Source organism: Arthrobacter sp. MYb229 (assembly GCF_002975405.1).
GTDB lineage: Bacteria > Actinomycetota > Actinomycetes > Actinomycetales > Micrococcaceae > Glutamicibacter.
In genome coordinates, this window is sequence record NZ_PCPS01000002.1 from 655538 (window position 1) to 679194 (window position 23657).

The 23657-nt window shown below is 61.4% G+C and carries 23 protein-coding genes and 1 pseudogene; 19 read left to right on the forward strand and 5 right to left on the reverse strand.

Annotated features, from left to right (window positions below; translation table 11 throughout):
* Positions 1-34 precede the first annotated feature (34 nt).
* Genes CQ019_RS09375 through CQ019_RS18735 form a run of 4 tightly spaced genes read left to right on the forward strand, consistent with a single transcriptional unit; the run spans position 35 to position 2914 of the window.
* Positions 35-778 carry a sulfite exporter TauE/SafE family protein gene (locus tag CQ019_RS09375; RefSeq protein WP_146113352.1) on the forward strand — a complete coding sequence of 248 codons (744 nt, stop codon included), beginning with the start codon at positions 35-37 and terminating at the stop codon, positions 776-778.
* A gap of 43 nt (positions 779-821) precedes the next feature.
* Positions 822-2078, forward strand: coding sequence for a hypothetical protein (locus tag CQ019_RS09380; protein WP_105569559.1), 1257 nt, complete (start codon positions 822-824; stop codon positions 2076-2078).
* A gap of 9 nt (positions 2079-2087) precedes the next feature.
* Positions 2088-2741, forward strand: a complete 654-nt coding sequence (locus CQ019_RS09385) for a GPP34 family phosphoprotein (RefSeq protein ID WP_105552748.1) — start codon at positions 2088-2090, stop codon at positions 2739-2741.
* A gap of 38 nt (positions 2742-2779) precedes the next feature.
* A complete protein-coding gene (locus CQ019_RS18735; protein WP_258133888.1) occupies positions 2780-2914 on the forward strand; it encodes a hypothetical protein in 135 nt (44 codons plus the stop codon).
* On the opposite strand, the pseudogene CQ019_RS18935 reads toward CQ019_RS18735, so the two are convergent.
* A pseudogene (locus tag CQ019_RS18935) lies at positions 2864-3406 on the reverse strand (GntR family transcriptional regulator); the annotation flags it as partial. The gene CQ019_RS18735 and the pseudogene CQ019_RS18935 sit on opposite strands and share 51 nt — an antisense overlap.
* A gap of 173 nt (positions 3407-3579) precedes the next feature.
* On the opposite strand from CQ019_RS18935, the gene CQ019_RS09400 reads away from it, so the two are divergent.
* The 7 genes from CQ019_RS09400 to CQ019_RS09430 all read left to right on the forward strand — a co-directional run bounded on the left by CQ019_RS09400 (position 3580) and on the right by CQ019_RS09430 (position 10295).
* Complete coding sequence (locus CQ019_RS09400; RefSeq protein ID WP_105569560.1) at positions 3580-4701, forward strand: type III polyketide synthase; 1122 nt, start codon at positions 3580-3582, stop codon at positions 4699-4701.
* Entirely contained in the window at positions 4698-5411 is a 714-nt protein-coding gene (locus CQ019_RS09405; protein WP_105569561.1) for a methyltransferase domain-containing protein, read from the forward strand. The genes CQ019_RS09400 and CQ019_RS09405 overlap by 4 nt, the downstream gene beginning before the upstream one ends.
* Positions 5404-6531, forward strand: a complete 1128-nt coding sequence (locus tag CQ019_RS09410; RefSeq protein WP_181148360.1) for an NAD(P)/FAD-dependent oxidoreductase — start codon at positions 5404-5406, stop codon at positions 6529-6531. Before CQ019_RS09405 ends, CQ019_RS09410 begins: the two co-directional genes overlap by 8 nt.
* Before the next feature lie 114 nt (positions 6532-6645).
* Positions 6646-7941: a 23S rRNA (adenine(2503)-C(2))-methyltransferase RlmN gene (gene rlmN, locus CQ019_RS09415; protein ID WP_255248436.1), complete on the forward strand. Its 1296-nt coding sequence runs from the start codon at positions 6646-6648 to the stop codon at positions 7939-7941.
* Positions 7942-8153: 212 nt separating this feature from the next.
* Positions 8154-8642, forward strand: a complete 489-nt coding sequence (locus CQ019_RS09420) for a carboxymuconolactone decarboxylase family protein (RefSeq protein WP_096286289.1) — start codon at positions 8154-8156, stop codon at positions 8640-8642.
* Positions 8639-9826, forward strand: a complete 1188-nt coding sequence (locus tag CQ019_RS09425; protein ID WP_105569563.1) for a pyridoxal phosphate-dependent aminotransferase — start codon at positions 8639-8641, stop codon at positions 9824-9826. Before CQ019_RS09420 ends, CQ019_RS09425 begins: the two co-directional genes overlap by 4 nt.
* Positions 9827-9929: 103 nt before the next feature.
* Complete coding sequence (locus tag CQ019_RS09430; RefSeq protein WP_181148362.1) at positions 9930-10295, forward strand: DUF2695 domain-containing protein; 366 nt, start codon at positions 9930-9932, stop codon at positions 10293-10295.
* Here CQ019_RS09430 and CQ019_RS09435 read toward each other — a convergent pair.
* Positions 10292-10987 carry a DedA family protein gene (locus CQ019_RS09435; RefSeq protein ID WP_181148410.1) on the reverse strand — a complete coding sequence of 232 codons (696 nt, stop codon included), beginning with the start codon at positions 10985-10987 and terminating at the stop codon, positions 10292-10294. The two genes, CQ019_RS09430 and CQ019_RS09435, sit on opposite strands and share 4 nt — an antisense overlap.
* Before the next feature lie 372 nt (positions 10988-11359).
* Here CQ019_RS09435 and CQ019_RS09440 point away from each other — a divergent pair, with 372 nt between their 5' ends.
* Genes CQ019_RS09440 through CQ019_RS09455 form a run of 4 tightly spaced genes read left to right on the forward strand, consistent with a single transcriptional unit; the run spans position 11360 to position 14752 of the window.
* Positions 11360-12277: an ABC transporter ATP-binding protein gene (locus CQ019_RS09440; protein ID WP_105552755.1), complete on the forward strand. Its 918-nt coding sequence runs from the start codon at positions 11360-11362 to the stop codon at positions 12275-12277.
* Positions 12274-13029: an ABC transporter permease gene (locus CQ019_RS09445; RefSeq protein WP_105552756.1), complete on the forward strand. Its 756-nt coding sequence runs from the start codon at positions 12274-12276 to the stop codon at positions 13027-13029. Before CQ019_RS09440 ends, CQ019_RS09445 begins: the two co-directional genes overlap by 4 nt.
* Complete coding sequence (locus CQ019_RS09450) at positions 13026-14150, forward strand: sensor histidine kinase (protein WP_181148380.1); 1125 nt, start codon at positions 13026-13028, stop codon at positions 14148-14150. Before CQ019_RS09445 ends, CQ019_RS09450 begins: the two co-directional genes overlap by 4 nt.
* Positions 14147-14752 (forward strand): response regulator transcription factor, encoded by a 606-nt coding sequence (locus CQ019_RS09455; RefSeq protein WP_105569566.1) that lies wholly within the window; start codon positions 14147-14149, stop codon positions 14750-14752. The genes CQ019_RS09450 and CQ019_RS09455 overlap by 4 nt, the downstream gene beginning before the upstream one ends.
* Here the strand turns inward: CQ019_RS09455 and CQ019_RS09460 are convergent.
* The gene (locus CQ019_RS09460; protein ID WP_096286305.1) at positions 14749-15249 is read right to left on the reverse strand and encodes a DUF456 domain-containing protein; all 501 of its coding nucleotides are present in this window, start codon (positions 15247-15249) and stop codon (positions 14749-14751) included. The two genes, CQ019_RS09455 and CQ019_RS09460, sit on opposite strands and share 4 nt — an antisense overlap.
* A 67-nt stretch (positions 15250-15316) precedes the next feature.
* On the opposite strand from CQ019_RS09460, the gene CQ019_RS09465 reads away from it, so the two are divergent.
* Entirely contained in the window at positions 15317-16129 is an 813-nt protein-coding gene (locus CQ019_RS09465; RefSeq protein ID WP_105569567.1) for an enoyl-CoA hydratase/isomerase family protein, read from the forward strand.
* A 35-nt stretch (positions 16130-16164) separates the two neighbouring features.
* On the opposite strand, the gene CQ019_RS09470 is transcribed toward CQ019_RS09465, so the two are convergent.
* Complete coding sequence (locus CQ019_RS09470) at positions 16165-17712, reverse strand: long-chain fatty acid--CoA ligase (protein WP_105569568.1); 1548 nt, start codon at positions 17710-17712, stop codon at positions 16165-16167.
* Positions 17713-17980: 268 nt separating this feature from the next.
* On the opposite strand from CQ019_RS09470, the gene CQ019_RS09475 reads away from it, so the two are divergent.
* Both CQ019_RS09475 and CQ019_RS09480 read left to right on the forward strand, forming a co-directional pair.
* A complete protein-coding gene (locus tag CQ019_RS09475; protein WP_308727241.1) occupies positions 17981-18703 on the forward strand; it encodes a VOC family protein in 723 nt (240 codons plus the stop codon).
* Positions 18704-18828: 125 nt separating this feature from the next.
* Entirely contained in the window at positions 18829-19818 is a 990-nt protein-coding gene (locus CQ019_RS09480; RefSeq protein ID WP_105569665.1) for an aldo/keto reductase, read from the forward strand.
* A 4-nt stretch (positions 19819-19822) separates the two neighbouring features.
* Here CQ019_RS09480 and nirB read toward each other — a convergent pair whose 3' ends face one another.
* The gene (gene nirB, locus CQ019_RS09485; RefSeq protein ID WP_105569570.1) at positions 19823-22432 is read right to left on the reverse strand and encodes a nitrite reductase large subunit NirB; all 2610 of its coding nucleotides are present in this window, start codon (positions 22430-22432) and stop codon (positions 19823-19825) included.
* 360 nt (positions 22433-22792) lie between these two features.
* On the opposite strand from nirB, the gene nirD reads away from it, so the two are divergent.
* Complete coding sequence (nirD, locus tag CQ019_RS09490; RefSeq protein WP_096286317.1) at positions 22793-23170, forward strand: nitrite reductase small subunit NirD; 378 nt, start codon at positions 22793-22795, stop codon at positions 23168-23170.
* Positions 23171-23657 lie beyond the last annotated feature (487 nt).

The following is a 23657-nucleotide window of genomic DNA, read 5'->3' on the forward strand; positions in this document are numbered from 1 at the left end:
TGCGTTCGGCGCAGGAACTGGAAGGCAACAACTATTGGATACGCTACAACTCGGCGCATTGCTCGGATTGTCCGCGGCCGTTTTTGTGGGGGCTTCTACACAACGAATCTCCGGCATGGGATTCGCGCTGGTTGCTTCACCATTTCTGGTGATGGTTCTCGGGCCGCACCACGGGGTCATGGTGGTCAACTTCCTCGGAGCCTGCAGCAGCTTGTTGATTCTGCTTCAGGTATTCAGGGACGTTGAGTATAAGAAGACCTTGCTGATGCTCGTTCCTGCGGTCGTCATGACTCTTCCCGGCGCCTGGGTTGCCTCGCGTTTAGGCGGCCCATGGCTCACCGTTGGGATTGCCCTGATGGTCATCCTTGCCCTGGGTTCGAGCTTCCTGGTGCGCAACCTTCGTACCGCGCAAAGCAAGGGGTTGGCAATCGGGGCCGGCGCCGTTTCCGGATTCATGTCTGTTACCGCCGGAGTATCAGGTCCGGCCATTGCGGGGTACGCGGTGGCCAGCCGATGGCCGCAGGCGAAATTCGCCATTTCGGTGCAACTGTATTTCTTTGTGCTGGCCGTCGCTTCTTTGCTGGCCAAGGGCGGAGCTCCTGAACTTCATTGGACGCAGTGGGTGAGCTGTCTCGTGGCGATGGTTGGGGGAATACTGCTGGGCAACTTCCTCGCTCCTAAAATTCCGGAGAGGTTTAGCCGCTTGTTCGTTATTCTCGTCGCGTTTGCCGGGGCCGTGACGCTGATGGTCAACGGGCTAACCCAGGCACTGGCGTAGGCAGAAACTGGCTAAAAAGTCTATCAGTGAGATAATTGGTACCGTGCGGACCGATGAGAGCATTCAGAACCATGGCAAACCGGCCACAGAACTAGACATTGAACGGCAGGCATTGTGGGCAGGCTTTATCTGTTCAATCCTAGGATTAATAGTCGGACTCATCCTGTTCGCAGGTAATCGTCCGGCCCTCGCCGGTGGGCTATCGGTAGGTGCCGTCGCAGCTTCAACCGGAGCGATCGCAGCAGCCCTGGCAAGTGCGGTGGCCTTTCGGCGGTTGCTGCTATCGCGCGAGCCGTGGCTCGCACGGATCCCCAGGTGGCGTCAGGCAGTCACCCTGATTGGGCTGGTATTGGTTCATGCAGCAAGCTCGGTGATGATCTTGATGGTGGCTTTCCACCTGATGCAGCAGGCGTTTTTCGGACTGCGTGTGGATATGCTTGCCGGGTCCTTGCTTGTCAGTGGCGCGACAGGGGTAAGCGCCTATCTGTGCTTGGTTGCCACGGCTCGGACAAATGCCGAAACTCTGTCGGTGGTTCTGGGTATCTTCATGGCCTCGGGTGTCGTCATCAGCATGCTGCTCGCCGAGGACCGAGGCTGGTGGCAGTCGATGTTCTCTTCCCTCGGCACCTATGACGCGGGGATTGGTTCCTTCTGGACATTCAATACCACGTTGGTGGTCTCCGGGCTCGTGCTGATGGCCTTTACCGAATTTATGACCAGAGATCTTGCAAAGCTCGCACGGACCTATAGGTGTCGCCCGAGCTTGGAGAAATACCGGATTGCAAAGTATCTGCGTCCGCGTCCCGGCGTTGTCCGCTGGTGCCTGTTGGCGGTGGCCGTTGGCGTTATTTTGATCGGGATAGTTCCGGTGAATGTTGCACCCGAGGTACACGCTACTTTTGTCCGTTTGGCGGCGGCCGGGATGATGCTGCTCCTGATGGGGACTACCGTGCTTCTTCCGGGGTATCCGGTGGTTTTCCATTTGATGTCGCTGACGGCACTAGGAGCCCTATGGCTGTCCTTCTTGCTATGGCAGGAATGGAACTACTACAACCTCACCGGATTTGAACTTGCCGTGGTCGCAATTCTCTTCACCTGGATCTCGGTGTTCATCCGTACAACTTCGGCACTGATCCACGACAAGAAACAGCAACTTCGCAAGGAAAAACGTGCGCGCAGACGTGCGCAGCGTGAACAGTTGGCCGGTGCGCAAGATCCGGCAGCCTCAAATATCGATCCGCATTTCAACCACGGCGAAATCCGTCGTAATGGTGAGGACGCAGGTTTCCAGAGTCGATAGCCTTGAAATATGTTGATCTCCGAGAAGCTGTATTTGCTACTGACCAAGGATGACGGCCGCCCCGAGACGGTGATGAGCTCTTATGGGTACGGGATGAACGCGGCGGTCATTGCCGACCTGATTCTGGGCGGACGAGTGGGCTTGACCGAAGACACGAATCCGCGCATCACAATCATCGGGGCGGGGCCAATCGGGGACCCGGTATTGGCGCATTCCCTGGACAGGCTCGAAGGCAAAGACGGCACAACCCTGGATTCGGCCGTTGCGATCAACCGACTGTGCAATATTCGCTTGGTAACAGATTCTTTAGCCAAGCAAGGACTCGTGGAACACGGAGAACGCAGCTTCTTTGGTCTGGGCAAGGGGAATGTGAAGGTACTGAACGGGCAGTTGGAACGCCAATTCCGTTTCGGGCTGCGGTCGGTGCTCCAGGGGCAACGGGAGGCCGAAACCCACGAGGCAACGCTGCTATCCATCTTGCAAGGCATGGGCGTGGTGCCTGATGTCCTAGCCGAGGAGATCGAACCGCTGAACACTGCAGAGGCCAAGCAACGGATCAAGGAAGTCGCCACGGACTCCCGTGCTGGGGACGCGGTACGCAAAGCGGTGGCAACGATGAACAGCGCGGTCGCCACGACCACCATCCTTCCGGGCTCTCGCTGAGAAGCCGGTAGCCATGCGGGCTGCTCGACCAAACCGGCTTGCATCACGACGTCCACGGTGGCTTGGAAGTGCTTGCGCAGCAGCACGCCGAGCTGCTGCGCATCGCGGGCCAGGGCCTCATCGAGAATATCTGCGTGCTCCTGCTCAACATCGCGCGCCACCGCCGCTTGTGACGGTGCGGCCCACCGGCGATAGAGCTCCGTGAAATTCGCCAAGTCGGTGGAGGGTTTCAGCCTCGGTTGGCACTCGCAGGGAGCCAAAAGCTGATGATGAAATTCGCGGTGCGCAACCGACCAGAGCGGGTTCACGCGATCCGGTTCTTCGGGTAGACGGCGTGGGGTTCGCGAAAGTTTATGGTGCGCGGCGATGAGCCCGGATTCCCAACCTACGGTTCCACGCTCCACGGCCAGCCGTGCCGCGAGCGCCTCGGTGGCACAGCGGAGCTCGGTAATATCTGCCAATTCTCCAAGGTTCAGATCTGGAACGAAAAATCCGCGATTGGTGCGGATGGCAACAAGGTATTCACCGGCTAAACGAGTCAAGGACTCGCGAATGACGGTGGTGCTGGTGCTGAATTGCTCGGCTAACGTGGTGGGCTGCAAGCGATCTCCAGGAGACCAGAATCCGTCCAGAATCGTACGGCGAATTCCTTCGAGCGAATGCATAGATGCCTTTGCCCCGCTGGCCTCTTTCTTATTGGCGAAACCTTGAGCGCAAAATCCAAGATAATCAGATTATGTCTGGCTACTCAGAGTATTGAGCGATTTCGCTTCTTCGTGTTCCCCCTGTGTTTCGCTGCACCCTTTACGTAGCGTGGCGGTGGGCCTAGGCTCGGCTCATGCCAGTGATGCTGCGTACTATCCAGACCGCCGTACCAGAAACGCTCCTTCGCCAGGACGAAGTTCGTGATGTCTTTGCGCTGCAACCTGGGTTGTCCCGTTTGGGTCAGCGGCTGATCGCTACCTCCTTCGATTCCTCGGCAATCAACACCCGCTACAGCTGCGTCAAAGACTTCGATGCCAAGCACCCTCCGGCGAACCCGTTGTTCTACGACGCAAGCACACAACTGCTGCATTCCCCGAGCACCGCCACCCGCAACCGCGAGTATGTGGCCCATGCCCCGGCCCTCTTTATCGGAGCCGCGCAGAAAGCCCTGGATGACTGCCCGGATCTGACGCCCGCGGACATCACCCACGTCATTACCGTCTCCTGCACCGGTTTTTACAACCCAGGACCGGATTACCAGATTGTGCGCGCGCTGGGCCTGAAGCCCAATACGGTGCGGCACCATCTGGGGTTCATGGGCTGTTATGCGGCTTTCCCTGCACTGCGTGCGGCTAAGGACTTTTGCCTCGCGGATCCGCAGGCGACGGTGCTGGTGGCCTGCGCGGAGCTGTGCACCCTGCATGTGCACAGCTCGAACGACCCGGACACCATCATGGGTTCTGCGCTCTTTGCCGACGGAGCCGCGGCGGCAATCGTCACCGCACGCGGCGACAGCGGGTTGAGCATGGACGCCTTTGAAACGGTGCTCACCCCGGTCGGCGAAGAGGCCATGGCGTGGAATATCGGGGATGAAGGATTTGAGATGGTGCTCGGGACCTATGTTCCGCACATCATCGATGAGCATATCAGCGGCGCCTTGGAACCGCTCTTCGCGAAGGCTTCCATCCCGGAGACAAGCTTTGCCCAGATCAAGCATTGGGGGATTCATCCCGGCGGACGAGCGATCCTGGACCGCGTCCAGAATCGCCTCGAACTCAGCGATACCCAATTAGCACCTGCCCGCAAGGTCTTGGCCGAATACGGAAATATGTCCAGTGCGACGGTCCTATTCGTGCTCAAGGAAATCATGGATGATCGGCAAGCCAACTCGGGCGAACGAGTCTGCGCCATGGCCTTCGGTCCCGGACTGACCGTGGAAACCGGGCTGTTCACCCTGCACGGGGAGGCTGAATGACGAGTCTGCGGCGCAGCATTGGAGTCGCAGAGGAAATGGATCGACCGGACTGCGACCCTACGTTGCTACGCCGGACCTACGCGCAGTTTCCGCTGGTAAATCGAGTTGTCGCCGGATGGCGCGGAAACTATGTGCGGTTCATCCGCCCGGTGCTGCGCCGCCGGCCCGAAACAAGAATTCTGGATGTGGGTTGCGGAGGCGGTGACCTCGCAATGAATCTGGCCCGCTGGGCGCTCGCCGATGGGCTTTCAACTCAGATCCTCGGGATAGATCCGGATCCGCGCGCCATCGGCTATGCCCGGCAGGCTATGCGCCGGGCGGCGCTACCGGAGGGCGTGGTGCAATTCCGTGAGACTACAAGTGCGCTGCTCGCCGCTGCCGGGGAGCAGTTCGACGTGGTGCTCTCGAATCACCTGCTGCATCACCTGGAAGCGCGCGAATTGCAGCAGCTGCAGGTGGACACCGAATCGCTGTGCACCGGGATCGGCCTGCATAGCGATATTCGCCGCGCCCGAGCGGCGTTGCTGTTGTTCGGCACGGCTACGCTGCCGCTGGCCGGTACCTCGCTGATCCGCCGCGACGGGCTGGTCTCCATCCGGCGCAGCTATACGTCAGCGGAACTGCGTCACCGGGCCAGGCCAGGCTGGGAGGTTCAGGCACAACGGACTTACCGAAATGCGCTGCTCTGGAAGGCCGCCGGCAGTGGATGAGGTAGCGATCATCGGAGCCGGACCGGTGGGGCTGACCCTGGCGATCCTGCTGGCCCAACGCGGGCAGAAGGCCACGGTGTACGAGAAGCGCACCGAACTAGCCGGGCATTCACGGGCGATCGGTCTGCACCCACCGGCCCAGCGGATCCTTGAACTGGCGGGGCTCGGCCCGCGGGCGCAGGAAAGCGGAGTGCCGATCCGCCGCGGCATCGGAATGTCCGCGGGCCGCATCATCGGCACCATGGATTTCGCGGTGATCGGCGGGGACTACCCCTTCGTCTTGTCATTGCCCCAGCAGGTCACCGAGTCGCTGCTGCGCGAACGCCTGGCAGAGCTTGCCCCGGGGGCACTGGTGTCCGGGGCCGAGTTCTCCGGCCTTCTGGCGCAGTCGCCGGACGGGGTGGAATTCACCGCCGGCGGCACCGCGCACCGTGCCCGATGGCTGGTCGCGGCCGATGGAGTGAACTCTTCGGTGCGCAGGAGCCTAGGAGTTCCTTTCGCCGGGAAAGAGCTGCCCGACACCTACCTGATGGGAGATTTTCCGGATACCACGCAGCTGCCCCATACCGCCGCCTTGTTTTTGCACCCGGCGGGGATTGTGGAATCTTTCCCCTTGCCGGGTTCTTTGCGGCGCTGGGTAGTGCGTGTGGACGGCCAGGACCGCGGCGGCTCGGCCGCCGAGGTGGTTGATGCGCTCTGCCATCGGGTGGGTTTTGTGCTCGACGCCGCGAGCTGCACCATGCACAGCCGCTTCACTACCGCCAACCGGCAGGTTGCCTCGATGGTCCATGGGCGGGTGGTCATGCTCGGGGATGCCGCGCACCAGATCAGTCCCATTGGGGGACAGGGGCTCAGCTTGGGATTTGCCGACGCGCTGGAGCTGGCAGCTCGGTTGGCTTCCCACGCATCCCTGGCCGGTTTCTCCGAAACCCGATTGCAGGCCGCGCGCAAGGCGGGATCGCGTGCGCAGCTGAATATGATGCTGGGCCGGCCCTTGCCGCGATGGCTGGCCCCGGCACGCGATGTCCTGATTTCACGCCTGGCATCGAGCCAACGAATCCATGACGGTGCCGCCCGCAGCTTTACGATGACCGCACGTGGAGTTCCGCGAAGTAGCTGATGCGCGGGAGGGTGCCGCTGATTCTCTCCTTGGGGAGGGCTCCGGAGCAGCAAGCACCATGCGTGCCCAAACTCACCGCCAACTTCCAGTGGATACGTGAAACAATAGGTAGTAATGACTTCCAGCGACTCCACCACACTTTCCGCCGTTGAACGCAAGGCCCTGCGCACCGAGCAGGCCGCTGCCCAGCGCGCCCAGCAGCTGCGCATCTCCAAGTCCCGAGCCGAGGCCGAGGGCCGCGCCCAGGTCGTGCCAACGGCCGAAGGATGGAAACAGGAGATGGGCGCCGATGGCCGTCCAGAACTGCAGTTCGCCACCAAGCGCCGCGTCGCCCAGCCGCCAACGCACCTGGCGGACCTGAGCCTTGCCGAACGCCAAGCGAAGCTGAAGGAACTAGGCCTTCCGGCCTTCCGCGCCAAGCAGCTTTCGACGCACTACTTCACGCACTACACCACCGACCCGGAGAAGATGAGCGATCTTCCCAAGGAGCGCCGTGCGGAACTGGCCGAGGCCATGTTCCCGAAGCTGCTCACCGAGGTCAAGCGACTGACCACCGATGACGGCAAGACCATCAAGTTCCTCTGGCGCCTGTTCGACGGTTCGCTGGTCGAGTCCGTGCTCATGCGCTACCCGGGCCGCATCACCCTATGCATCTCTTCGCAGTGCGGCTGCGGCATGAACTGCCCATTCTGCGCCACCGGACAGGCGGGGCTGACCCGCAACATGTCCACCGCGGAAATCCTGGACCAGATTGTCCAGGCGAACCGGGTGATCGCCGAAGGCGGCCTCGGTGGCCAGAAGCATCCGGACGAACGCGTGGGCAACATCGTGTTCATGGGCATGGGCGAGCCGCTGGCGAACTACAAGCGCGTGATGAACGCGGTGCACCGCATGGTTGCCGACGCCCCCGAAGGCCTGGGCATGAGCGCCCGCGGCATCACCATTTCCACCGTGGGTCTGGTGCCTGCCATCCGCAAGCTGACCGAAGAGAATGTGCCGGTCACCTTCGCGCTGTCGCTGCATGCCCCGGACGATGAGCTTCGCGATGAGCTGATCCCGGTGAACTCACGCTGGAAGGTCGACGAGGCGCTGGACGCCGCGTTTGACTACTATGTGAAGACCGGACGCCGCGTCTCCATCGAGTACGCGCTGATCAAGGACATGAACGACCATGAGTGGCGTGCCGAGCTGCTGGCGAAGAAGCTCAACGCCCGCGGTCGCGGCTGGGTCCATGTGAATCCGATTCCATTAAATCCGGTACCGGGCTCCATCTGGACCCGCAGCGAGAAGGACATCACCAGCAAGTTCGTGCGCCGCCTGGACAGCCTCGGCGTACCCACCACGCTGCGCGATACGCGCGGCAAAGAAATCGACGGCGCCTGCGGGCAGCTCGCAGCCGACGAAGACTAAACATCTGTGACTAGGGCCTTTGCTTCACGTGAAACACGTGGAGCAAGGGCCCTTTTCGCGTTTAGGGGTGCCGGCAATCTGGCGCGCGGCCTGTCCGGAGACGCTATTTCTGGGTTCGCCGGTCGGGGCGGGCTCCGCGAACACCGGCAGCCGCTAAGACACAGGCGCCGACTCAGCAAGAGCAACCGCGGCCAAACCGGTAGGGTTCAGATATGGCCGTTTCAGACCCGCTCTTTTTAGACAAGACCAATCCCGAGTTGTGGAACTCCATGGGGAAGTTCTCCAACCAGCTTGCCAAGACCTACCGGGCAGCCGGCATCAGCGACCGGACAGCCGAACTGATCAACCTTCGGGTCTCGCAGATCAACGGCTGCGCCTACTGCCTCGACATGCACACGCGCAAGGCGCTGGAAGCCGGAGAGCGCATGCAGCGCATCGTCTTGCTCAGCACATGGGATGAATGCGGCGGACAGTTTGACGAGCTCGAATGCGCGGCCCTTGCCATCGCCGAGGCTGCCACGGATCTGCCCTGCCCGGAGGAACGCATCGCCGCCGTAGCTTCGGCACGACTGCTGCTCACCGATGAACAGGTTGCCGCGATCCAGTGGATCGCGATTTCGATGAACGCTTTTAATAGAATTTCCATCCTGTCCCGCCACCCGGTCAAGGAACGGGCGCTTGGAGCGGAGAACGCCCAGTGAAGGTATCTGCTCGCGGACAGGTGCCGCCCTTTGAAGTAATGCAGATTGTTGATTCGGTGGCCACCATGCGTTCGGCCGGACATGATGTGATCTCGCTCTGCGTCGGCGAACCCGGTGGCGGGGCACCGGCCGCGGTTAATGAATTGGCTTCGAAGCTCCACGCCGAACATGCGGATTTCGGGTACACCTCCACCACTGGCTTAGCCGCAACAAGGCAGGCGCTAGCCGAGCACTACCGCCTGACCTACGGGATAGAGATTCCCGCGAGGAACTTCGTCATGACTGCAGGTTCCTCGGGCGCATTCCAGCTCGCGTTCTTGGCGGCCTTTGATCAGGGAGATATCGTCGCATTGGCGCGGCCTGGGTACCCGGCCTACGCAAATATTCTGCAAGCCCTTGGGCTGCAAGTTGTTGACCTGCCCACCGGACCCGAGCAGCGTTTCCAGCCGACGGTGGAACTTCTCGAGGCGGCGAAGGCGCAACACGGACGCCTCGACGGGCTGGTGATAGCTTCGCCGAATAACCCCACCGGCACCATGTTCAGCGCCGCGGAGCTTGAACGCCTTGCCTGCTGGTGCGAAGCCAATGGGGTGCGGCTGATCAGTGACGAGATCTATCACGGAATCGAGTTTGTTCCCGAACGCAGGGGCCATACCTCTTGGGAATACTCCCAGACCAGCATCGTCGTCTCGTCTTTTTCCAAATACTGGGGAATGACCGGCTGGCGTTTGGGCTGGATGATCGTCCCCGACGACATGCTCGCCGTGGTGGATGGCCTAGCTTCCAACCTTGCCCTTTGTGCGCCGGCGCCCGCGCAACGCGCCGTCCTGGCGGCCTTCGAACCAGCGAGTCTGAATGAAGCCGAGAGCCGGGTAGCCGAATTTGCGCGCACCCGTGAGTTGGTGCTCCGCAGCATGGAAAAGCTTGGCATCTCCCAGGCGGCCCCTGCCGATGGCGCGTTCTATCTCTACGGAAAACTGCGCCCGGCGGTGCTCGAAAAGTTTGGTTCGGCCTCTGGGTTCTGTGCCGCGGTCTTGGAAGAAACCCATGTGGCGCTCACCCCCGGCGGGGACTTTGACCCATTTGCGGGGCATCTCTTTATTCGGCTTTCTTTCGCAGCGGGCTACCATCGTGTCGCCGAAGCGCTGGATCGAATCGATGCATTCCTGAAAAGGAATATTTAGCAATGGGAGTTTATACACAGTTCGCCGTTGCGGAGCAACGCGTTGAACAAGCAGGCCCGAAGCTGGGATGAATCAAAGTCCGCCGCCCAGCTTGGAGTCCACCATGCGCGATCTACCGCTACCCGTTGAACACGAATGCCTTGCCTGCTACCTCTATCGGGTAGCCGAGGACGTCCCCTGCGAAGGTTCGCTTCGCATGCTCAAATATTACCGAGACCATGCGGCACCCCGAGCCACCGCGCTGGAACGCAAGATCAAGCTGCTGGGCGGATACTGCGATTGCGAGGTTCTCATGAACGCACTGCGGCCGGCTACCACCGAGGCGGTCAGAGCCATGGACCACGGGGCCGATTTGGTCTGCAAAGGGGTACGCCGCGGCTGCATTCAACCCTGCGAGCAGTGGTTGATACGCCGCGGCGTGCAATGGGCTGGCGGACAATTCCGCAGCCGGGGTGCTAAAAGCTCTTAGTCGTCGATTGCGTCAGACCGATTCGCTGCCTTCTTCTTGGACGCCATACGGGCCTTGAGAAGTTCCACGAAGATCGGGATGACCGAAATCAGCACGATCAAGATGAAGATGATGTCTACGTTCTCTTCGATCCAGCTAATCTGGCCCAACCAGTAACCCAGCAGGGTTACGCCGACACCCCAGAGCAGCGCGCCGACAAGATTGTAGAAAACGAAGGTCTTGTGGTTCATTTTGGCGACGCCGGCAATCACCGGCACGAAGGTACGAACCACCGGGACGAAGCGTGCAAGGATGACCGCGCGTCCACCGAATCTCTCGAAGAATTCGTGCGCACGTTCCACGTTCGCCTGGGAAAAGAAACGAGAATCGGGCTTTTTGAAGATCGCGGGGCCAGATTTCTTACCTATGATGTAGCCCGTTTGGTCTCCGGCGAAGGCGCAAACGAAGATCGCGAGGGCAAAAAGCCACAGCGAGATATCCAGAGTTCCCGAAGCAATCAACAGCCCCACGGTGAAGAGCATTGAATCCCCTGGCAGGAAGAACCCGACAAGCAATCCGGTCTCGGCAAAGACGATGCCGCACACCAGCAGCATGACCCATGGGCCTAAGGCTGGGTCGCGGAGGAAGACGTTGGGGTTCAACCAGTCGGGGAGAAACGCGGCTCCCATGGTTGGTGTCCCGAACTCGGTCATAAGCGAGAGGAAAGGAGAAAGATCTAGCACGGTAAAAGACTACGGGAAATCACTGGGAGTTTCCCTGCACGTTAATGCAGATCACAGACCGAAAGTGCGTGGAGAAACGCCGAAATTACATCCTGACAGGTGCTTACCGAACCTTTGCGCTAGCTGGCGCACAGGTGGAGTGTGGCGGCACAGCGCCAGAGCTTATCGGCAAGATCACAGCCAGCTCGTCCCTATGCTGGCACCGGGCGGGGCAATGTCTACCGAGGCGCCACCTCATTCGTCCGAGGTCAGGCGGGCGAGCATGACCCATGACAACCGTCATGGGCGGGACGTGACTTTCTACTCTGTGCACAGCACCGGAAATTTAGAAAAATAGTGAGTATGAAAACGCTGAACCGAACCGACGCTGTCACGCTGACGGGGCTTCACAAGACTTTCACGACACCCCGTACCAAGGTCGAAGCCGTTAAAGGCATCGATCTAACCATTCACACCGGACAAATCGTCGCCCTGCTGGGGCCGAACGGTGCAGGGAAGACCACCACCGTGGACATGATCCTCGGGCTGACCGCGCCAACCGCAGGAACTGCCCAGGTACTTGGCCTGGACCCGCACAAGGCGGTGTCCAGCGGCCGGGTCTCCGCAGTTTTGCAAACCGGCGGACTGCTTCGAGATATGACCGTCTACGAAACGATCAAGGTCATCGCGTCCATGCACCAAGTTCATGGACGAATCGACGAAGTCATGGAACGAACCGGACTAACCCCGATCGCCAAGCGCCGCGTCGGCAAATGCTCCGGTGGTGAACAGCAACGAATCAAATTCGCTCTCGCGCTCCTGCCCAACCCAGATGTGTTGATCCTGGATGAGCCCACTGCGGGGATGGATGTGATGGCTCGCCGCGAATTTTGGAACACCATGCGCAACGAAGCCATCGACGGGCGAACCATCATCTTCGCAACCCACTACCTCGAAGAGGCACAAAACTTCGCCGAACGCACCGTGCTGATCAGCCGCGGCACGGTGGTCGCAGACGGCGCAACAGAGCAATTACGGCAGATGATCTCCGGACGCAAGGTAGTCGCGACCATGCCGGACGCGCGAAGCATCGACCAGCTCATGAGCGAAGAAGCCAAGCCCGAGATCGAAGAGCGGTCAGGGATGCGGGTGACCTTTCGCTGCCAGGACTCGGACGGGCTGGCACGTGAACTTCTGACTCGGTATGGCGCCTATGATCTGGAGATCTCCGCGCCAAGCCTCGAAGACGCTTTTGTTCAGTTGACGGAGGACGCATCATGAATCCCACATATGTCGGTGTCGAGTTCACCCGACACATTCGAGATGGCTACAACCTGTTCTTCTCCCTGCTGATGCCTTCGGCAATGTACCTGCTCTTCGGCAATATCCCCAGCTACGGCGAGGAGGTCCTCGGACTGGGAAACGTGAAGTTCTACATCATGGCGTCCATGGCAGCCTACGGGGCCGCGATCTCGACGGTTGCCATCGCCGGCACCGTTGCTACCGAATCCATGCAGGGCTGGGGGCGGCAGATCGCCTTGACAAGAATGTCGCCGGCAACCTTCGTCTCCTCGAAGATGTTCGTGGCGACCACCATCGCGGCAATCTCCGCAGCCCTGGTCTACGCACTGGGTGCCGCAACGGGCGCCACCACCACCGAATGGTGGCTGTGGATCGCCGCCTTCGGCATCACGATGGTCGGTTCGCTGATGTTCGCTTGCTACGGCATCGGCGTTGGCATGCTCTTCAAATCCGAATCCGCGCTGGGCCTGGCCTCGGGGCTGATGGTGTTCTTCGCCTTCTTCGGCAACGTGTTCATGCCGCTGAGCGGCATGATGCTGGATATCGCACGCTTTACCCCGATGTACGGGTATGTCGCGCTGGTACGTTTCCTGCAACTGCAAGATGTTCCAGCAGAAACCGGGTTCGCTCCGGATGCATTGTGGATCCCAGTGACTAATGTGGTGCTATGGGCAGCGTTCTTCGCAATCTTCGCCCTGATCGCAACGCGAAAGGCACGGGCACGACAGTGACCGAACGTAGTCAGGCACAGGCCGATGTAGACCGATTCTGGAGCAGATTTGGCTGGTGGGTTTCGGGAGTGTGGATTATTTTCCTCATCTACCCGACGCTCACCCTGCTCCAGGAGGACTTCCCGGTGGCACTGCGGGTCATTGGACTGAGCCTGATTCTCGTGTACGCGGCCGCTTACCTTCGCGGCTACGGACGGTTCTCCTGGACGGTGGGCCACGGCGGCAGCAGCTCTTTCGAGGCCTATGCCTATTTCGGCACCATGGCAGCGATCATGTTTGCAAGTATTCCGATCCTGCACGATGGCGCGTTGGGGTTGCTGCCCTTTCTGACCTCATATTCGGCTTTTCTGCTCAAGCGCAAGGTCATGTACGTGACCTACGCGGTGGCACTGATCCTGAGCTTCGGCCTTCCGTTGGCTTACGGAGTGTTCTTGCAACAGCTCTTCCTCACCGGGTTGAACGTGATGCTCATGGTCATTTACTTCGTCACCTCCGGGACGATCCGCAGGGCCGTAGCGGCAGACATGATCAAGGATGAATTCCTGGTCCTTAGCGAGCAAGAACGAATGGCTCGCGACGTGCATGACGGGGTAGGCCATTCGTTGACCGCGCTGAACCTCAAGGCGCAGCTGGCCCTGCGGCTGCTGGACGAAGGCGAAGTGCAGAAAGCCCGAAGCGAGGTTGAACAGCTCAGCGAGCTGGCGCTCATGGCGCTCGATTCGGTGCGCACCACCGTGCATGGAATGGCCCGGGCCGATCTCGAAGGGGAACTTCAGGCCTTGGCGTGCGTGTGCGCCGACAGCGGCATCGAATTTAACGTCGTGGGCCGGGCGGAAGCCATCCCGCACGAACTGCGTTCGCACGTTTCGTGGATCGTGCGGGAATCGCTGACCAATGTGTTGCGCCATGCGCACGCCAGCGGGGTCTGGGTTAGCCTCTCGGAGCAAATGCTCAGTATCGATGATGACGGAGATGGCCTGCAGAATGCCAAGGAAGGCCATGGGCTACGCGGCATGCGTGAACGAGCCCGGCTTTTCGGAGCCAGCTGTACAGTGGGGGAGTCGAAGCTCGGCGGAACCAGCATTCGAATCGACTTCGGAACCACAGGAGTACATTCATGATCAAGGTGTTGATTGCCGATGACCAGCACCTGGTCCGCGGTGCGCTGGTGGCGCTGCTGAACATGGAACACGACCTTGAAGTGGTTGCCGAATGCTCCGACGGGGACGAGGTGCTGGACGCGGTGGCCGCGTACGCCCCGGACGTGGTGCTGCTCGATGTACAGATGCCGCGCATGGATGGACTCACGGCCGCCGGCCTGGTTCGCGCGAAGCATCCGCAGGTCAAGGTGCTGATCGTGACCACCTTCGACCGTCCGGGATATTTCAGGCAGGCATTCGAGGTCGGAGCCCATGGCTTCCTTGTCAAGGACGCCTCGCCCGCCGAATTAGCCGACGCGGTGCGCCGGGTGCAGGCCGGAGGCAAGGTCATCGACCCGCAGCTTGCCATGCTGTCGGTTGAATCCGCGAGCAACCCGCTGACCGATCGGGAACGCGAGGTCCTGGGGCTCGCGGCGGCCGGGAGCCCGGTCTCCAGGATTGCCCAGGAAATACATCTGTCGGTCGGTACCGTGCGCAACCACCTGTCGAATGCGATCGGCAAGACCGACGGGTCGAATCGGATCGAGGCCGCACGCATTGCCCAGGAACGCGGTTGGATCTAGCGGGTCGCGAAGTGGGTGATCAGGCCGATGACCCAGATGGATGTGGCCAGCAGGACGCAGCCGAACTCTACAATGATTCCGATGCCCATGGCCTTCAAGGTCGCCCAGGAAGAGGCTAAGGCGCCACCGAACTTGCGGTGACGAGCAGCCTCGCCGAGGAACAGCCCCACCGCGAAGCCGAGGAACAGGCCCACCACCGGAATGAGGATGGCGCCGGCGATCGCACCGAGCAACCCCCAGAAGATCGATCCTTTGGGGATCTGATGCTGTTTGAGCTTGCGTCCGGTCAGTACCGCGGATGCCGACCAGCCTAAGGCGGCGATCAGCATGCCGAGTCCCGCCGCCCACCAGGAAGCGCCGGATCCCAGTAGCCAGCCCCATCCGAGCAGCGTCAAAATAGTGAGCAAGGAGCCGGGAAGTACCGGAATGATGGTTCCCAAGGCAGAAACGATCAGCAGTAATCCGGCAATAATGGTGTAAATAATCTGTGCATCCACACCCTTAGTGTGGCACGGTGAGCTTGAGAATAACTTTTGGGCGCGTGCAGGATTTTTGAGGTGTTTGATGAGTCAGCAACAGCAGGGCCGCATCGGTGTCGAGATCAGCAGCAACGTAGCCACGGTGAGCCTGGATAATTCGAAGCAGCACAACGCGCTGACCAAAGACATGTGTCTGCAACTCGTCGGCGCGTTTGCCGGGCTCTCTGCAAATCCCGAGGTCGCTGCCATCGTGGTGACCGGGGCCGGAACGAACTTCAGTGCCGGCATCGCCATCGATCAAATGAATCTGGTGCTCTTTGACAAGCCCAGCGGAGACGGACTGGTTAACCACTTTGATCTGGTGGACCATGCGATTACCAACTGCCCCAAACCGACCATCGCGGTGGTGCGCGGCAATTGCTTCGGAGGGGCATGGCAGCTGGCGGCCGCTTGCGACGTCCAGCTGGCGGCGGACAATACCCGTCTGGCTATTACCCCGGCCAAGGTGGGGTTGGTGTTTCCCCGGCCTGGCATCGAACGCCTGGTGCAAACGGTAGGCCGGAGCCGCGCAAAATACCTGCTGTTCAGCGGCGCCGGAATCAGCATGCAGGAAGCCTCCGATTGGGGCTTGTTTACCCGGGTTGTCCCAGAAGAAAAACTGGAAGGCGAGGCGGCGACCCTGATCTTCCAAATGTCAGCCAATTCGAACTTTTCGATTCAGCACACCAAGGAAGCCATCTCACTGACCGGTGAAGGAAAACCGGATCCATTGCTTGATGCCTACTGGGAGGAGCTGTGGAGGGACAACGCGCACAGCGAGGATCTCAAGGAAGGCCGAGCGGCTTTTGCCGCCAAACGCCGCCCAGAATTCAACTGGCGCTTCGAGGGGACCAACTAGCGGCGCAGCTCGCTGCTGGAAGCGTGCGCCCGTAGCTAGCCGCTGTGCTTGGCTACCAGCTCGCGTTTGAGAATCTTCCCGCTGGGGCCGAGCGGGAATTCTTTCACGATCTCAATGTGCCTTGGGTACTTGTAGGCAGCGATCTGTTCGCTGACCCATTGGCCGATACTTTCCGGGTTCAGGGTCGACCCGGGTTCCAGCGTGATCGAGGCCGCGACTTCCTGTCCGTGCTTTGCATGTGGAATGCCGTACACGGCCGCGTTGGAGATCTCCGGATGGCTGACCAGCACTTCCTCCACCTCGCGTGGGTATACGTTGTACCCGTTGCGCAACACCATATCCTTGGTGCGGTCCATGATGCGCAGATAGTCTTCTGCATCTTTCGTGCCTAGGTCTCCGGTGCGGAACCACCCATCCACGACGGCCTCGGCGGTCGCATCCGGGCGGTTGAGATATCCGGAGAACAGGTTGTGTCCGCGGATCACCAGCTCTCCCAGCTCTCCGCGGGGAAGCAAACGGATTTCGTTCGGATAGGCAGGGTCGGCGATTTCCACTTCGACTCCCCAGATGGGGGTGCCGATAGTTCCGGGGCGAGGCTCGCGCCCCAAATGGTTGAAGGTGGCGGCCGGTGAGGTTTCGGTCAGTCCGTACGCCTCATGGATTCGAGCTCCGAAACGCGCCTCGAAGGCGTTCAGGACCGCTACCGGCAGCGACGCACCGCCGGAGACCGCATAGCGTAGCTTGGTTGCTTTATCGCTGCGTTGCTTGCCGGCTTCCAACAGTGCGACGTACATGGTGGGGACGCCAAAGAACAAGTCGATTTCCTGGTCCAAGACTAGGTCCAGGGCATCTTTCGCGGTGAATTTCGGAAGCAATACGAGTTCGGCACCGGCGCGGAATCCGGTGTTGAGCACGGCCGTTTGGCCGAAGGTATGGAACAGCGGCAAGCCGCCGAAGAGCTTATCGCCTGGGCGCATATCGATGGTTTCCAACAACAATGTGCTGGTCTGTTCGATTAACGCTAGATGGGTGCCGAGGGCGCCCTTGGGCGTGCCGGTGGTACCGGAGGTGTAGAGGATCGTGGCGATATTCTCCGGATGCTGTGGCTCATAGGTCCTGACGGGATCCGCGCTCGCCGCGCGGTCTTCCAAGCGGTCGGTTTCCAACTCCGGCGGTGCCAAGACGCTGAGGACTTTGGCGCCGGCCAGTTCGGCTCCGGCTGCGCCTTCGCCTAGCAGGGGAGCGGCACAAATCAGCAGCTTGGCCGCGGAATCTTCGAGTACGTAGGCGATCTCCTGCTTCTTCAGCAACGCGTGGATGGGCACTGCAATAGCTCCCAAGGAAAGGATCGCGTAGTACACCCGGGCGAAGTCGGTGACATTGGGAATGAGCACCGCCACGCGGTCTTCCTGTTGGATTCCGAGATCGCGCAAGGCTCCAGCATAGGCGCGGGTCTCATCCCAAAGCTGGCTGTAAGTGGTGCTTTGGCCGCTCATGGTGATCGCGTTCTGATCCCCATAGCGCGCGGCGCTTTCGGCCAAGATGGCCGCCACCGACATGGTCAGGTTTGAGTTCGAACGCATCACGCAGGGCTCCTAGGATCAACAGCTAAAACTTAGTGAGGTGGATCACTCTACAAGCCTAATGGAACTTCGTGTCAAATTAGGGCACTAAGTTTCATTTTACGTTTGCCACTTTCTTAGAGAGGTCTTGACCCTTGCTGGCCGTAGCCATTGAATAGACTGCACGGTCGTTTTAGACTCAGCGTGTCATCACTGACAACTCGCAATCTAAGGGAGCACCATGTCGACGCCAGAATTTCCACCGGGATCTCCGTGTTGGATCGATTTATTGACTAAGGACATCGAGGCTGCCAAGACCTTCTATTCGCAACTCTTTGGGTGGAGCTATGTCGTGGGGGATGAGGAAACCTATGGTGGTTACACCACGGCCGCCATCGACGGGCTCCCTGTCGCGGGGATTATGAAAAACGATCCGGACAATGGCTTCCCCGACGTATGGAGCACTTACCTGCGTGTTGCGGACATCGACGCGGCGGTAGACCAAGTCCAAGCGCATCAGGGGCTTGTCTACATGCCGCCTATGGAAGTGCCCGAACAGGGGAAAATGGCGATGATTGGCGACCCCTCGGGCCTCGGAGTGGGACTCTGGCAGGCCGGCGGCCATCCCGGCTATCAGAAGATGGGGGAGCAAGGCACCCCGGTGTGGCATGAGCTGCACACCACCAAATTCGAAACCTCAACAAAGTTCTATCGCGAAGCGCTGGATTGGGATCTGGAGGTGATGAGCGACAGCGACGAGTTCCGCTATCAGACGCTCGGCGCCGGAAGAGATGCAAAGGCCGGCGTGATGGACATCGCGCATTTCGAGGACCCGAAGCTCGCCGGTTGGAAGGTGTATTTTGCGGTGGAGGACACCGATCAAACGGTGGCCGAGGCCATTGCCGCCGGCGGCGCGGAAGTCAGCCCGGCCATGGATTCGGACTTCGGCAGGCTCGCGGTCATCGCGGATCCCACCGGTGCCGAGTTCTATGTCATCCAGGCCAACGGCTAAGGGCGGACCGATTGCTCCGGATGCGGTGAAAATTTTCTTGCTGATTGCGTATCCATCCAACGAATCGCTTCATGGCGTGTGGAAATGGTGCGATTTGGCGAGTCGTTCCACGTAAGCTCGGGTACATGCAACAACGACTTCTTGGACGCACCAACCGCACCGTTTCCGTCATTGGCCTGGGCACCTGGCAGCTGGGCGCCGACTGGGGAGCGGTGGACGAAACCGAAGCTCAGTCGGTGCTCGACGCCGCCTACGCCGAGGGCGTCAGCTTCTTCGACACCGCAGATGTCTACGGGGACGGACGCAGCGAGCAGCTCATCGGCCGCTGGCTGCGGGCCAACCCGCAGGCCGAGGTCACGGTGGCCACGAAGATGGGCCGCCGCGTGGAGCAGGTGCCCGAAGCCTATAACCTGGAGGCCTTCCGCGCGTGGAACGATCGTTCCCGCGCCAACCTGGGGGTGGACACCCTCGACCTGGTGCAGCTGCATTGCCCGCCTACGCCGGTGTACTCCACCGATGCGGTCTACGATGCGCTGGACACCATGGTGGACGAGGGGCGGATGCGCTCCTACGGGGTCTCGGTGGAGACAGTTGATGAAGCGTTGAGCGCTATCGCCCGTCCGAATATCGCCACCGTGCAGATCATCGTTAATGCCTTCAGGCACAAACCGCTGGAGCAGGTGCTGCCCGCGGCCCGCAAAGCAGGAGTCGGCATCATTGCCCGCGTCCCGCTGGCCAGCGGGCTGCTGACCAACCGCTACACGCCGCAGACGAAGTTCGCCGCAGATGACCACCGCAGCTTCAACCGCGACGGCTCGGCCTTCGACGTGGGCGAGACCTTCTCCGGGGTTGACTACACCACCGGGCTGCAAGCCGCCGAGCAGTTCGCGCAGCTGGCCGCCGCCGAGGCGCCGCAGGCGACCAGCGCCCAGGTAGCCCTGGCTTGGCTGGCCGCCCAAGAAGGCATCAGCTCCATCATCCCCGGGGCCCGCAATGCGGACCAGGCCCGGGCGAATGCCGCCGCCGGGTCGCTGCAGCTCTCTGAGGGCTTCAACGCCGCGGTGCGCGAACTGTACGACACGAAGCTGCGCGCGCAGATCCACCCACGCTGGTAGCCGCCTAGCTCGGTGCCCCGATGCCGATCGTGGCACCGAGGCGCACCGGCTCGGCCGGGCGGTGCTGCCCGCGTTCGGGAATATAGCTGAGCTCCTCGTCCTTCTGGTCCGGGGCATTGACGAAGGAGCGGAAGCGGCGCAGCTTCTCCGGATCCGCGAGCGTGGCCGCCCATTCGTCCTGGTAGTTGCCCACATGCGTTTCCATCGCGGCTTCAAGCTCCGCGCCCAGGCCCAGCGAGTCCTCGACCACCACGGCCTTGACATGCTCGATGCCGCCGTCCAGATCCTGCATCCAATGCGCGGTGCGCTGCAGCCGGTCCGCGGTGCGGATGTAGTACATCAGATAGCGGTCGATGTAGCGCAGCAGCGTGGCATCGTCGAGTCCACCGGCTAGCAGCTGGGCGTGGGCGGGGTTCGCTCCGCCGTTGCCGCCCACATACAGGTTCCAGCCCTCGGCGGTGGCGATCACTCCGACGTCCTTGGCCCTGGCCTCGGCGCATTCGCGCGCACAGCCCGAGACGCCCATCTTGAACTTGTGCGGGGCGCGCAGCCCGCGGTAGCGCAGCTCCATCTCGATGCCCATGGCTACAGAGTCCAGCATGCCGTAGCGGCACCAGGAGGAGCCGACGCAGGTTTTCACATTGCGCAGCGACTTGCCGTAGGCCTGGCCGGACTCGAATCCGGCGTCCACCAGCTCCTTCCAGATCTCCGGCAGCTGCTCCAGCCGGGCGCCGAACATGTCGATGCGCAGCCCGCCGGTGAGCTTGGTGTACAGGTTGTACTTCGCCGCCACGGCGGCGATGACGCCGAGCTTTTCCGGGGTGATTTCCCCGCCCGGGATGCGCGGGACCACCGAATAGGTGCCGTCCTTCTGCATATTGGCCATCACCCGGTCGTTGGTGTCCTGCGCGCCGGCCAGTCCCGCTTCCATCGGGTGGCCCGAGGTCTGGGAGGCGAGCACCGAGGCGATGACCGGTTTGCAGATGTCGCAGCCCGCACCTTTCCCGAAGCGCTCCATGATCTGCGGGTAGCTGGTCAGCCCGGCCAGGCGCACGGCCTCGAAGAGCTGGGCGCGGGACAGCTCGAAGTGCTCGCACATCGCCGCGGAGACCTCGGCGCCGTTCTTGAGCATCTCGGCTTCCATCAGCTTCTTGAGCATCGGCACGCAGGAACCGCACTGGGTGCCGGCGCGGGTGCAGCCCTTGAGCTCGGAAAGCTTGGTGACCGGCTCGCTGCCTTCGCAGCTTCCGCAGCCGCCCACGGCGTCGCGGATCGACCCGGCGCTGACATTGTTGCAGGAGCAGAGCACCGCGTCATCGGGCAGCTCACCCTGCGGCGCCTCGCCGCCCAAAGCGCTGAGGTAGGCACCTGGTTCGCCGGGCAGCTCGCGGCCCAGCAGCGGGCGCAGCGACTGGTAGGGGGTGGCGTCGCCGACGAAAATGCCGCCGAGCAGCACCTTGGCATCGGAAGAGACCACGACCTTCTGGTAGAGCCCGCGCGGAGCATCAGCATAGACGACCTCCAGCGCGCCTTCGGTGCGGGCGAAGCCGTCGCCGAAGCTTGCCACGTCCACCCCGGAGAGCTTGAGTTTGGTGGCGGTATCGAAGCCGGCGAACTCGGCGGTTCCGCCCTGCAGCCTTTCGGCCACGACCTCGGCCATGGCGTTGGCCGGCGCCACCAGGCCGATGCACAGCCCCTCGAAGTTCGCGACCTCGCCGATGGCGTAGACGTTCGGGATCGCGGTGGCGCAGCCGGCGTCGATCTCGATGCCGCCGCGCGGGCCGATGCCGAAGCGCGGCTGGCTGCTTTCCGAAGCATCGAGCGCCGCGTTGTAGTTGCGGGCAATTTCATCGCGGGGCCGCACCCCGATGGACACGATGACCATATCCGCGTCGATGGTGCGCTCGTCGGCCATCAGCACCCCGCAGACCAGCCCGGTTTCTGCGCTGGTGAGAATCTGGCTGGGGAACACTCCGCCGTGCACGGTGAATCCGGTGTCGGCGATGAGCCGCCCCATGGCCTGGCCGGCGCCCTCATCGAGCTGGGTGCCCATCAGCCATTTGCCGCCGTCGATCACCACCGCTTCGGCGCCCAGCGCCTGCGCGCCGGCTGCGGCCTCCAGGCCGAGCAGGCCGCCACCGATGGTGGCCACCACCGGGGCGCGGCCCAGGGATTCGGTGAGCTCGCGGACCTGCTCGGCAATGGCCCAGACGTCCTCCAGGGTGCGGTAGACGTGGGTGTGCTCGGCTCCCGGAATCGGGAGAGTGGCGGCATTCGAACCGGTGGCCAGGACCAGCTGGTCGTACTCGAAGCTGCGCCCGTCGGCGGTGCGCACGGTTTGCTTGATGCTGTCCAGCTCGGTGACCGCTGCACCGGTTTCGAGGGTGACATGAGCGCGTTCCCAAAGCTCAACCTCACCGAGGGTCAGGTCGACTCCGGGGTTGGTCAATGCCTGGGAGAGGGCCACCCGGTCGTAGGGAATGTGTGTTTCTTCGGTGAGCACGGTGATGTGCAGGTCGCTTGGCTCGCGGTTTGAAATGGCCTGCGTGAAGCGGTGCGCGGCGGGGCCACCGCCAACCACCACAATGCGGCGGGATCCATGTGCTGTGCCCATGATGAAACTCGACTTTCGCTCGAAAAGATCAGTGCTCGTTGGTGAATGATCCCAGCTTAGAAAGTCAGTTTTGCGCCGCAATTACCCTTATGTTTCGGGGGCCACAATTTTCTCCACCACCCAAAAAATAGCCGGTGAGAAGCGCGAAATATGTTGGAATCAAAACTGGTGCTCCGCACGGCGTTTCCTCGAAGAGTCGCGTAAAGATCCTTGATATTCCGGGAGGGATCGGGGGCTCACCTTGGTTGCGCTACGCGGTGAAGCAGGCTTTACCGAGGCGGAACAGCAGTACGCACGGCGCGAAACATTGGAGTTCTAAGCTCGAACTATCGAAGGCACCCAGTTGAAAGGAGCGCAGTGATGAGCGCTGTAGTCGAAGAGTATGTATTAGACATTCCAACCAACCTCGCGTCGGTCTGCCGACCGGAGGACCTGGAACCAGGGTGGGGAGAAAGCGCCCTGCTCGATGGCCGGCAAATCGCGTTGTTCCGCACCGAATCCGGGGACTTCTTCGCGGCCTCGCATCACTGCCCGAACAGCGGCGCGAAGGTGATGGCTCGCGGGATTCTCGGCGATACCATCATTGACGGCCAGCGCGTGCCGACGGTCGCCTGCCCGCTGCACAAGGAAATCTATCGATTGGATTCCGGGCAGTGCCTCAGCGCCGAGGAGACGCCGCTTCCGGTGTATCACCTGGTCGAACACGAAGGCCAGCTGTGGACGGGAGCACAGCGATGAGCGGCAACACGGAAGCTTCAGCCAGTATTGAACACGCAGCTTGGCAGGGCTGGCTCGAGACTGTCCCGGAATCGGGGATAGCAACTGCCACACCGATAATGGAGAAGGCGGCATAGCCGCCGGCAAGCCGTTGCCGAGGTCAGGAAACTGACCTCGGCAACGGCTTTTAAAGCTCCATCTAGTAGCAGTGCCCCTGAGCTTGGAGCATTCAGCGAATCAATCCGAAGGCGCAGAGCCCTCCTGCGGCCCGGGGAATCCGCGCTAGTGGCCAGCTCGGATCACGTCGGTTCGGGGAACTCGATCCTTTGGTTCTGTGGACGTTCGATCCGGCAATCTGCGCTGTAGCCTCGATGCGCCACGGTCGGTTCGCTGCCGCCTGTGCAAGTCGCTGTCCAAGATGGTGGAAACTTTCAGAGGGTCTTTGCCTTCGATGCGCGTACTTATCGAGTCGCAGCAAGGCGGACTAAGCTTGGCGGTATAAGCAAAG

What these genes read in the sequence shown, in the direction of transcription:
- CQ019_RS09420 (WP_096286289.1), top strand. Translation starts at nt 8,154, where the DNA reads ATGGCCGTTTCAGACCCGCTCTTTTTAGACAAGACCAATCCCGAGTTG.
- nirB (WP_105569570.1), bottom strand. Translation starts at nt 22,432, where the DNA reads ATGGGCACAGCACATGGATCCCGCCGCATTGTGGTGGTTGGCGGTGGC.
- CQ019_RS09480 (WP_105569665.1), top strand. Translation starts at nt 18,829, where the DNA reads ATGCAACAACGACTTCTTGGACGCACCAACCGCACCGTTTCCGTCATT.
- rlmN (WP_255248436.1), top strand. Translation starts at nt 6,646, where the DNA reads ATGACTTCCAGCGACTCCACCACACTTTCCGCCGTTGAACGCAAGGCC.
- CQ019_RS09440 (WP_105552755.1), top strand. Translation starts at nt 11,360, where the DNA reads ATGAAAACGCTGAACCGAACCGACGCTGTCACGCTGACGGGGCTTCAC.
- CQ019_RS09455 (WP_105569566.1), top strand. Translation starts at nt 14,147, where the DNA reads ATGATCAAGGTGTTGATTGCCGATGACCAGCACCTGGTCCGCGGTGCG.
- nirD (WP_096286317.1), top strand. Translation starts at nt 22,793, where the DNA reads ATGAGCGCTGTAGTCGAAGAGTATGTATTAGACATTCCAACCAACCTC.
- CQ019_RS09435 (WP_181148410.1), bottom strand. Translation starts at nt 10,987, where the DNA reads ATGACCGAGTTCGGGACACCAACCATGGGAGCCGCGTTTCTCCCCGAC.
- CQ019_RS09385 (WP_105552748.1), top strand. Translation starts at nt 2,088, where the DNA reads ATGTTGATCTCCGAGAAGCTGTATTTGCTACTGACCAAGGATGACGGC.
- CQ019_RS09465 (WP_105569567.1), top strand. Translation starts at nt 15,317, where the DNA reads ATGAGTCAGCAACAGCAGGGCCGCATCGGTGTCGAGATCAGCAGCAAC.
- CQ019_RS09430 (WP_181148362.1), top strand. Translation starts at nt 9,930, where the DNA reads ATGCGCGATCTACCGCTACCCGTTGAACACGAATGCCTTGCCTGCTAC.
- CQ019_RS09445 (WP_105552756.1), top strand. Translation starts at nt 12,274, where the DNA reads ATGAATCCCACATATGTCGGTGTCGAGTTCACCCGACACATTCGAGAT.
- CQ019_RS09405 (WP_105569561.1), top strand. Translation starts at nt 4,698, where the DNA reads ATGACGAGTCTGCGGCGCAGCATTGGAGTCGCAGAGGAAATGGATCGA.
- CQ019_RS09470 (WP_105569568.1), bottom strand. Translation starts at nt 17,712, where the DNA reads ATGCGTTCGAACTCAAACCTGACCATGTCGGTGGCGGCCATCTTGGCC.
- CQ019_RS09400 (WP_105569560.1), top strand. Translation starts at nt 3,580, where the DNA reads ATGCCAGTGATGCTGCGTACTATCCAGACCGCCGTACCAGAAACGCTC.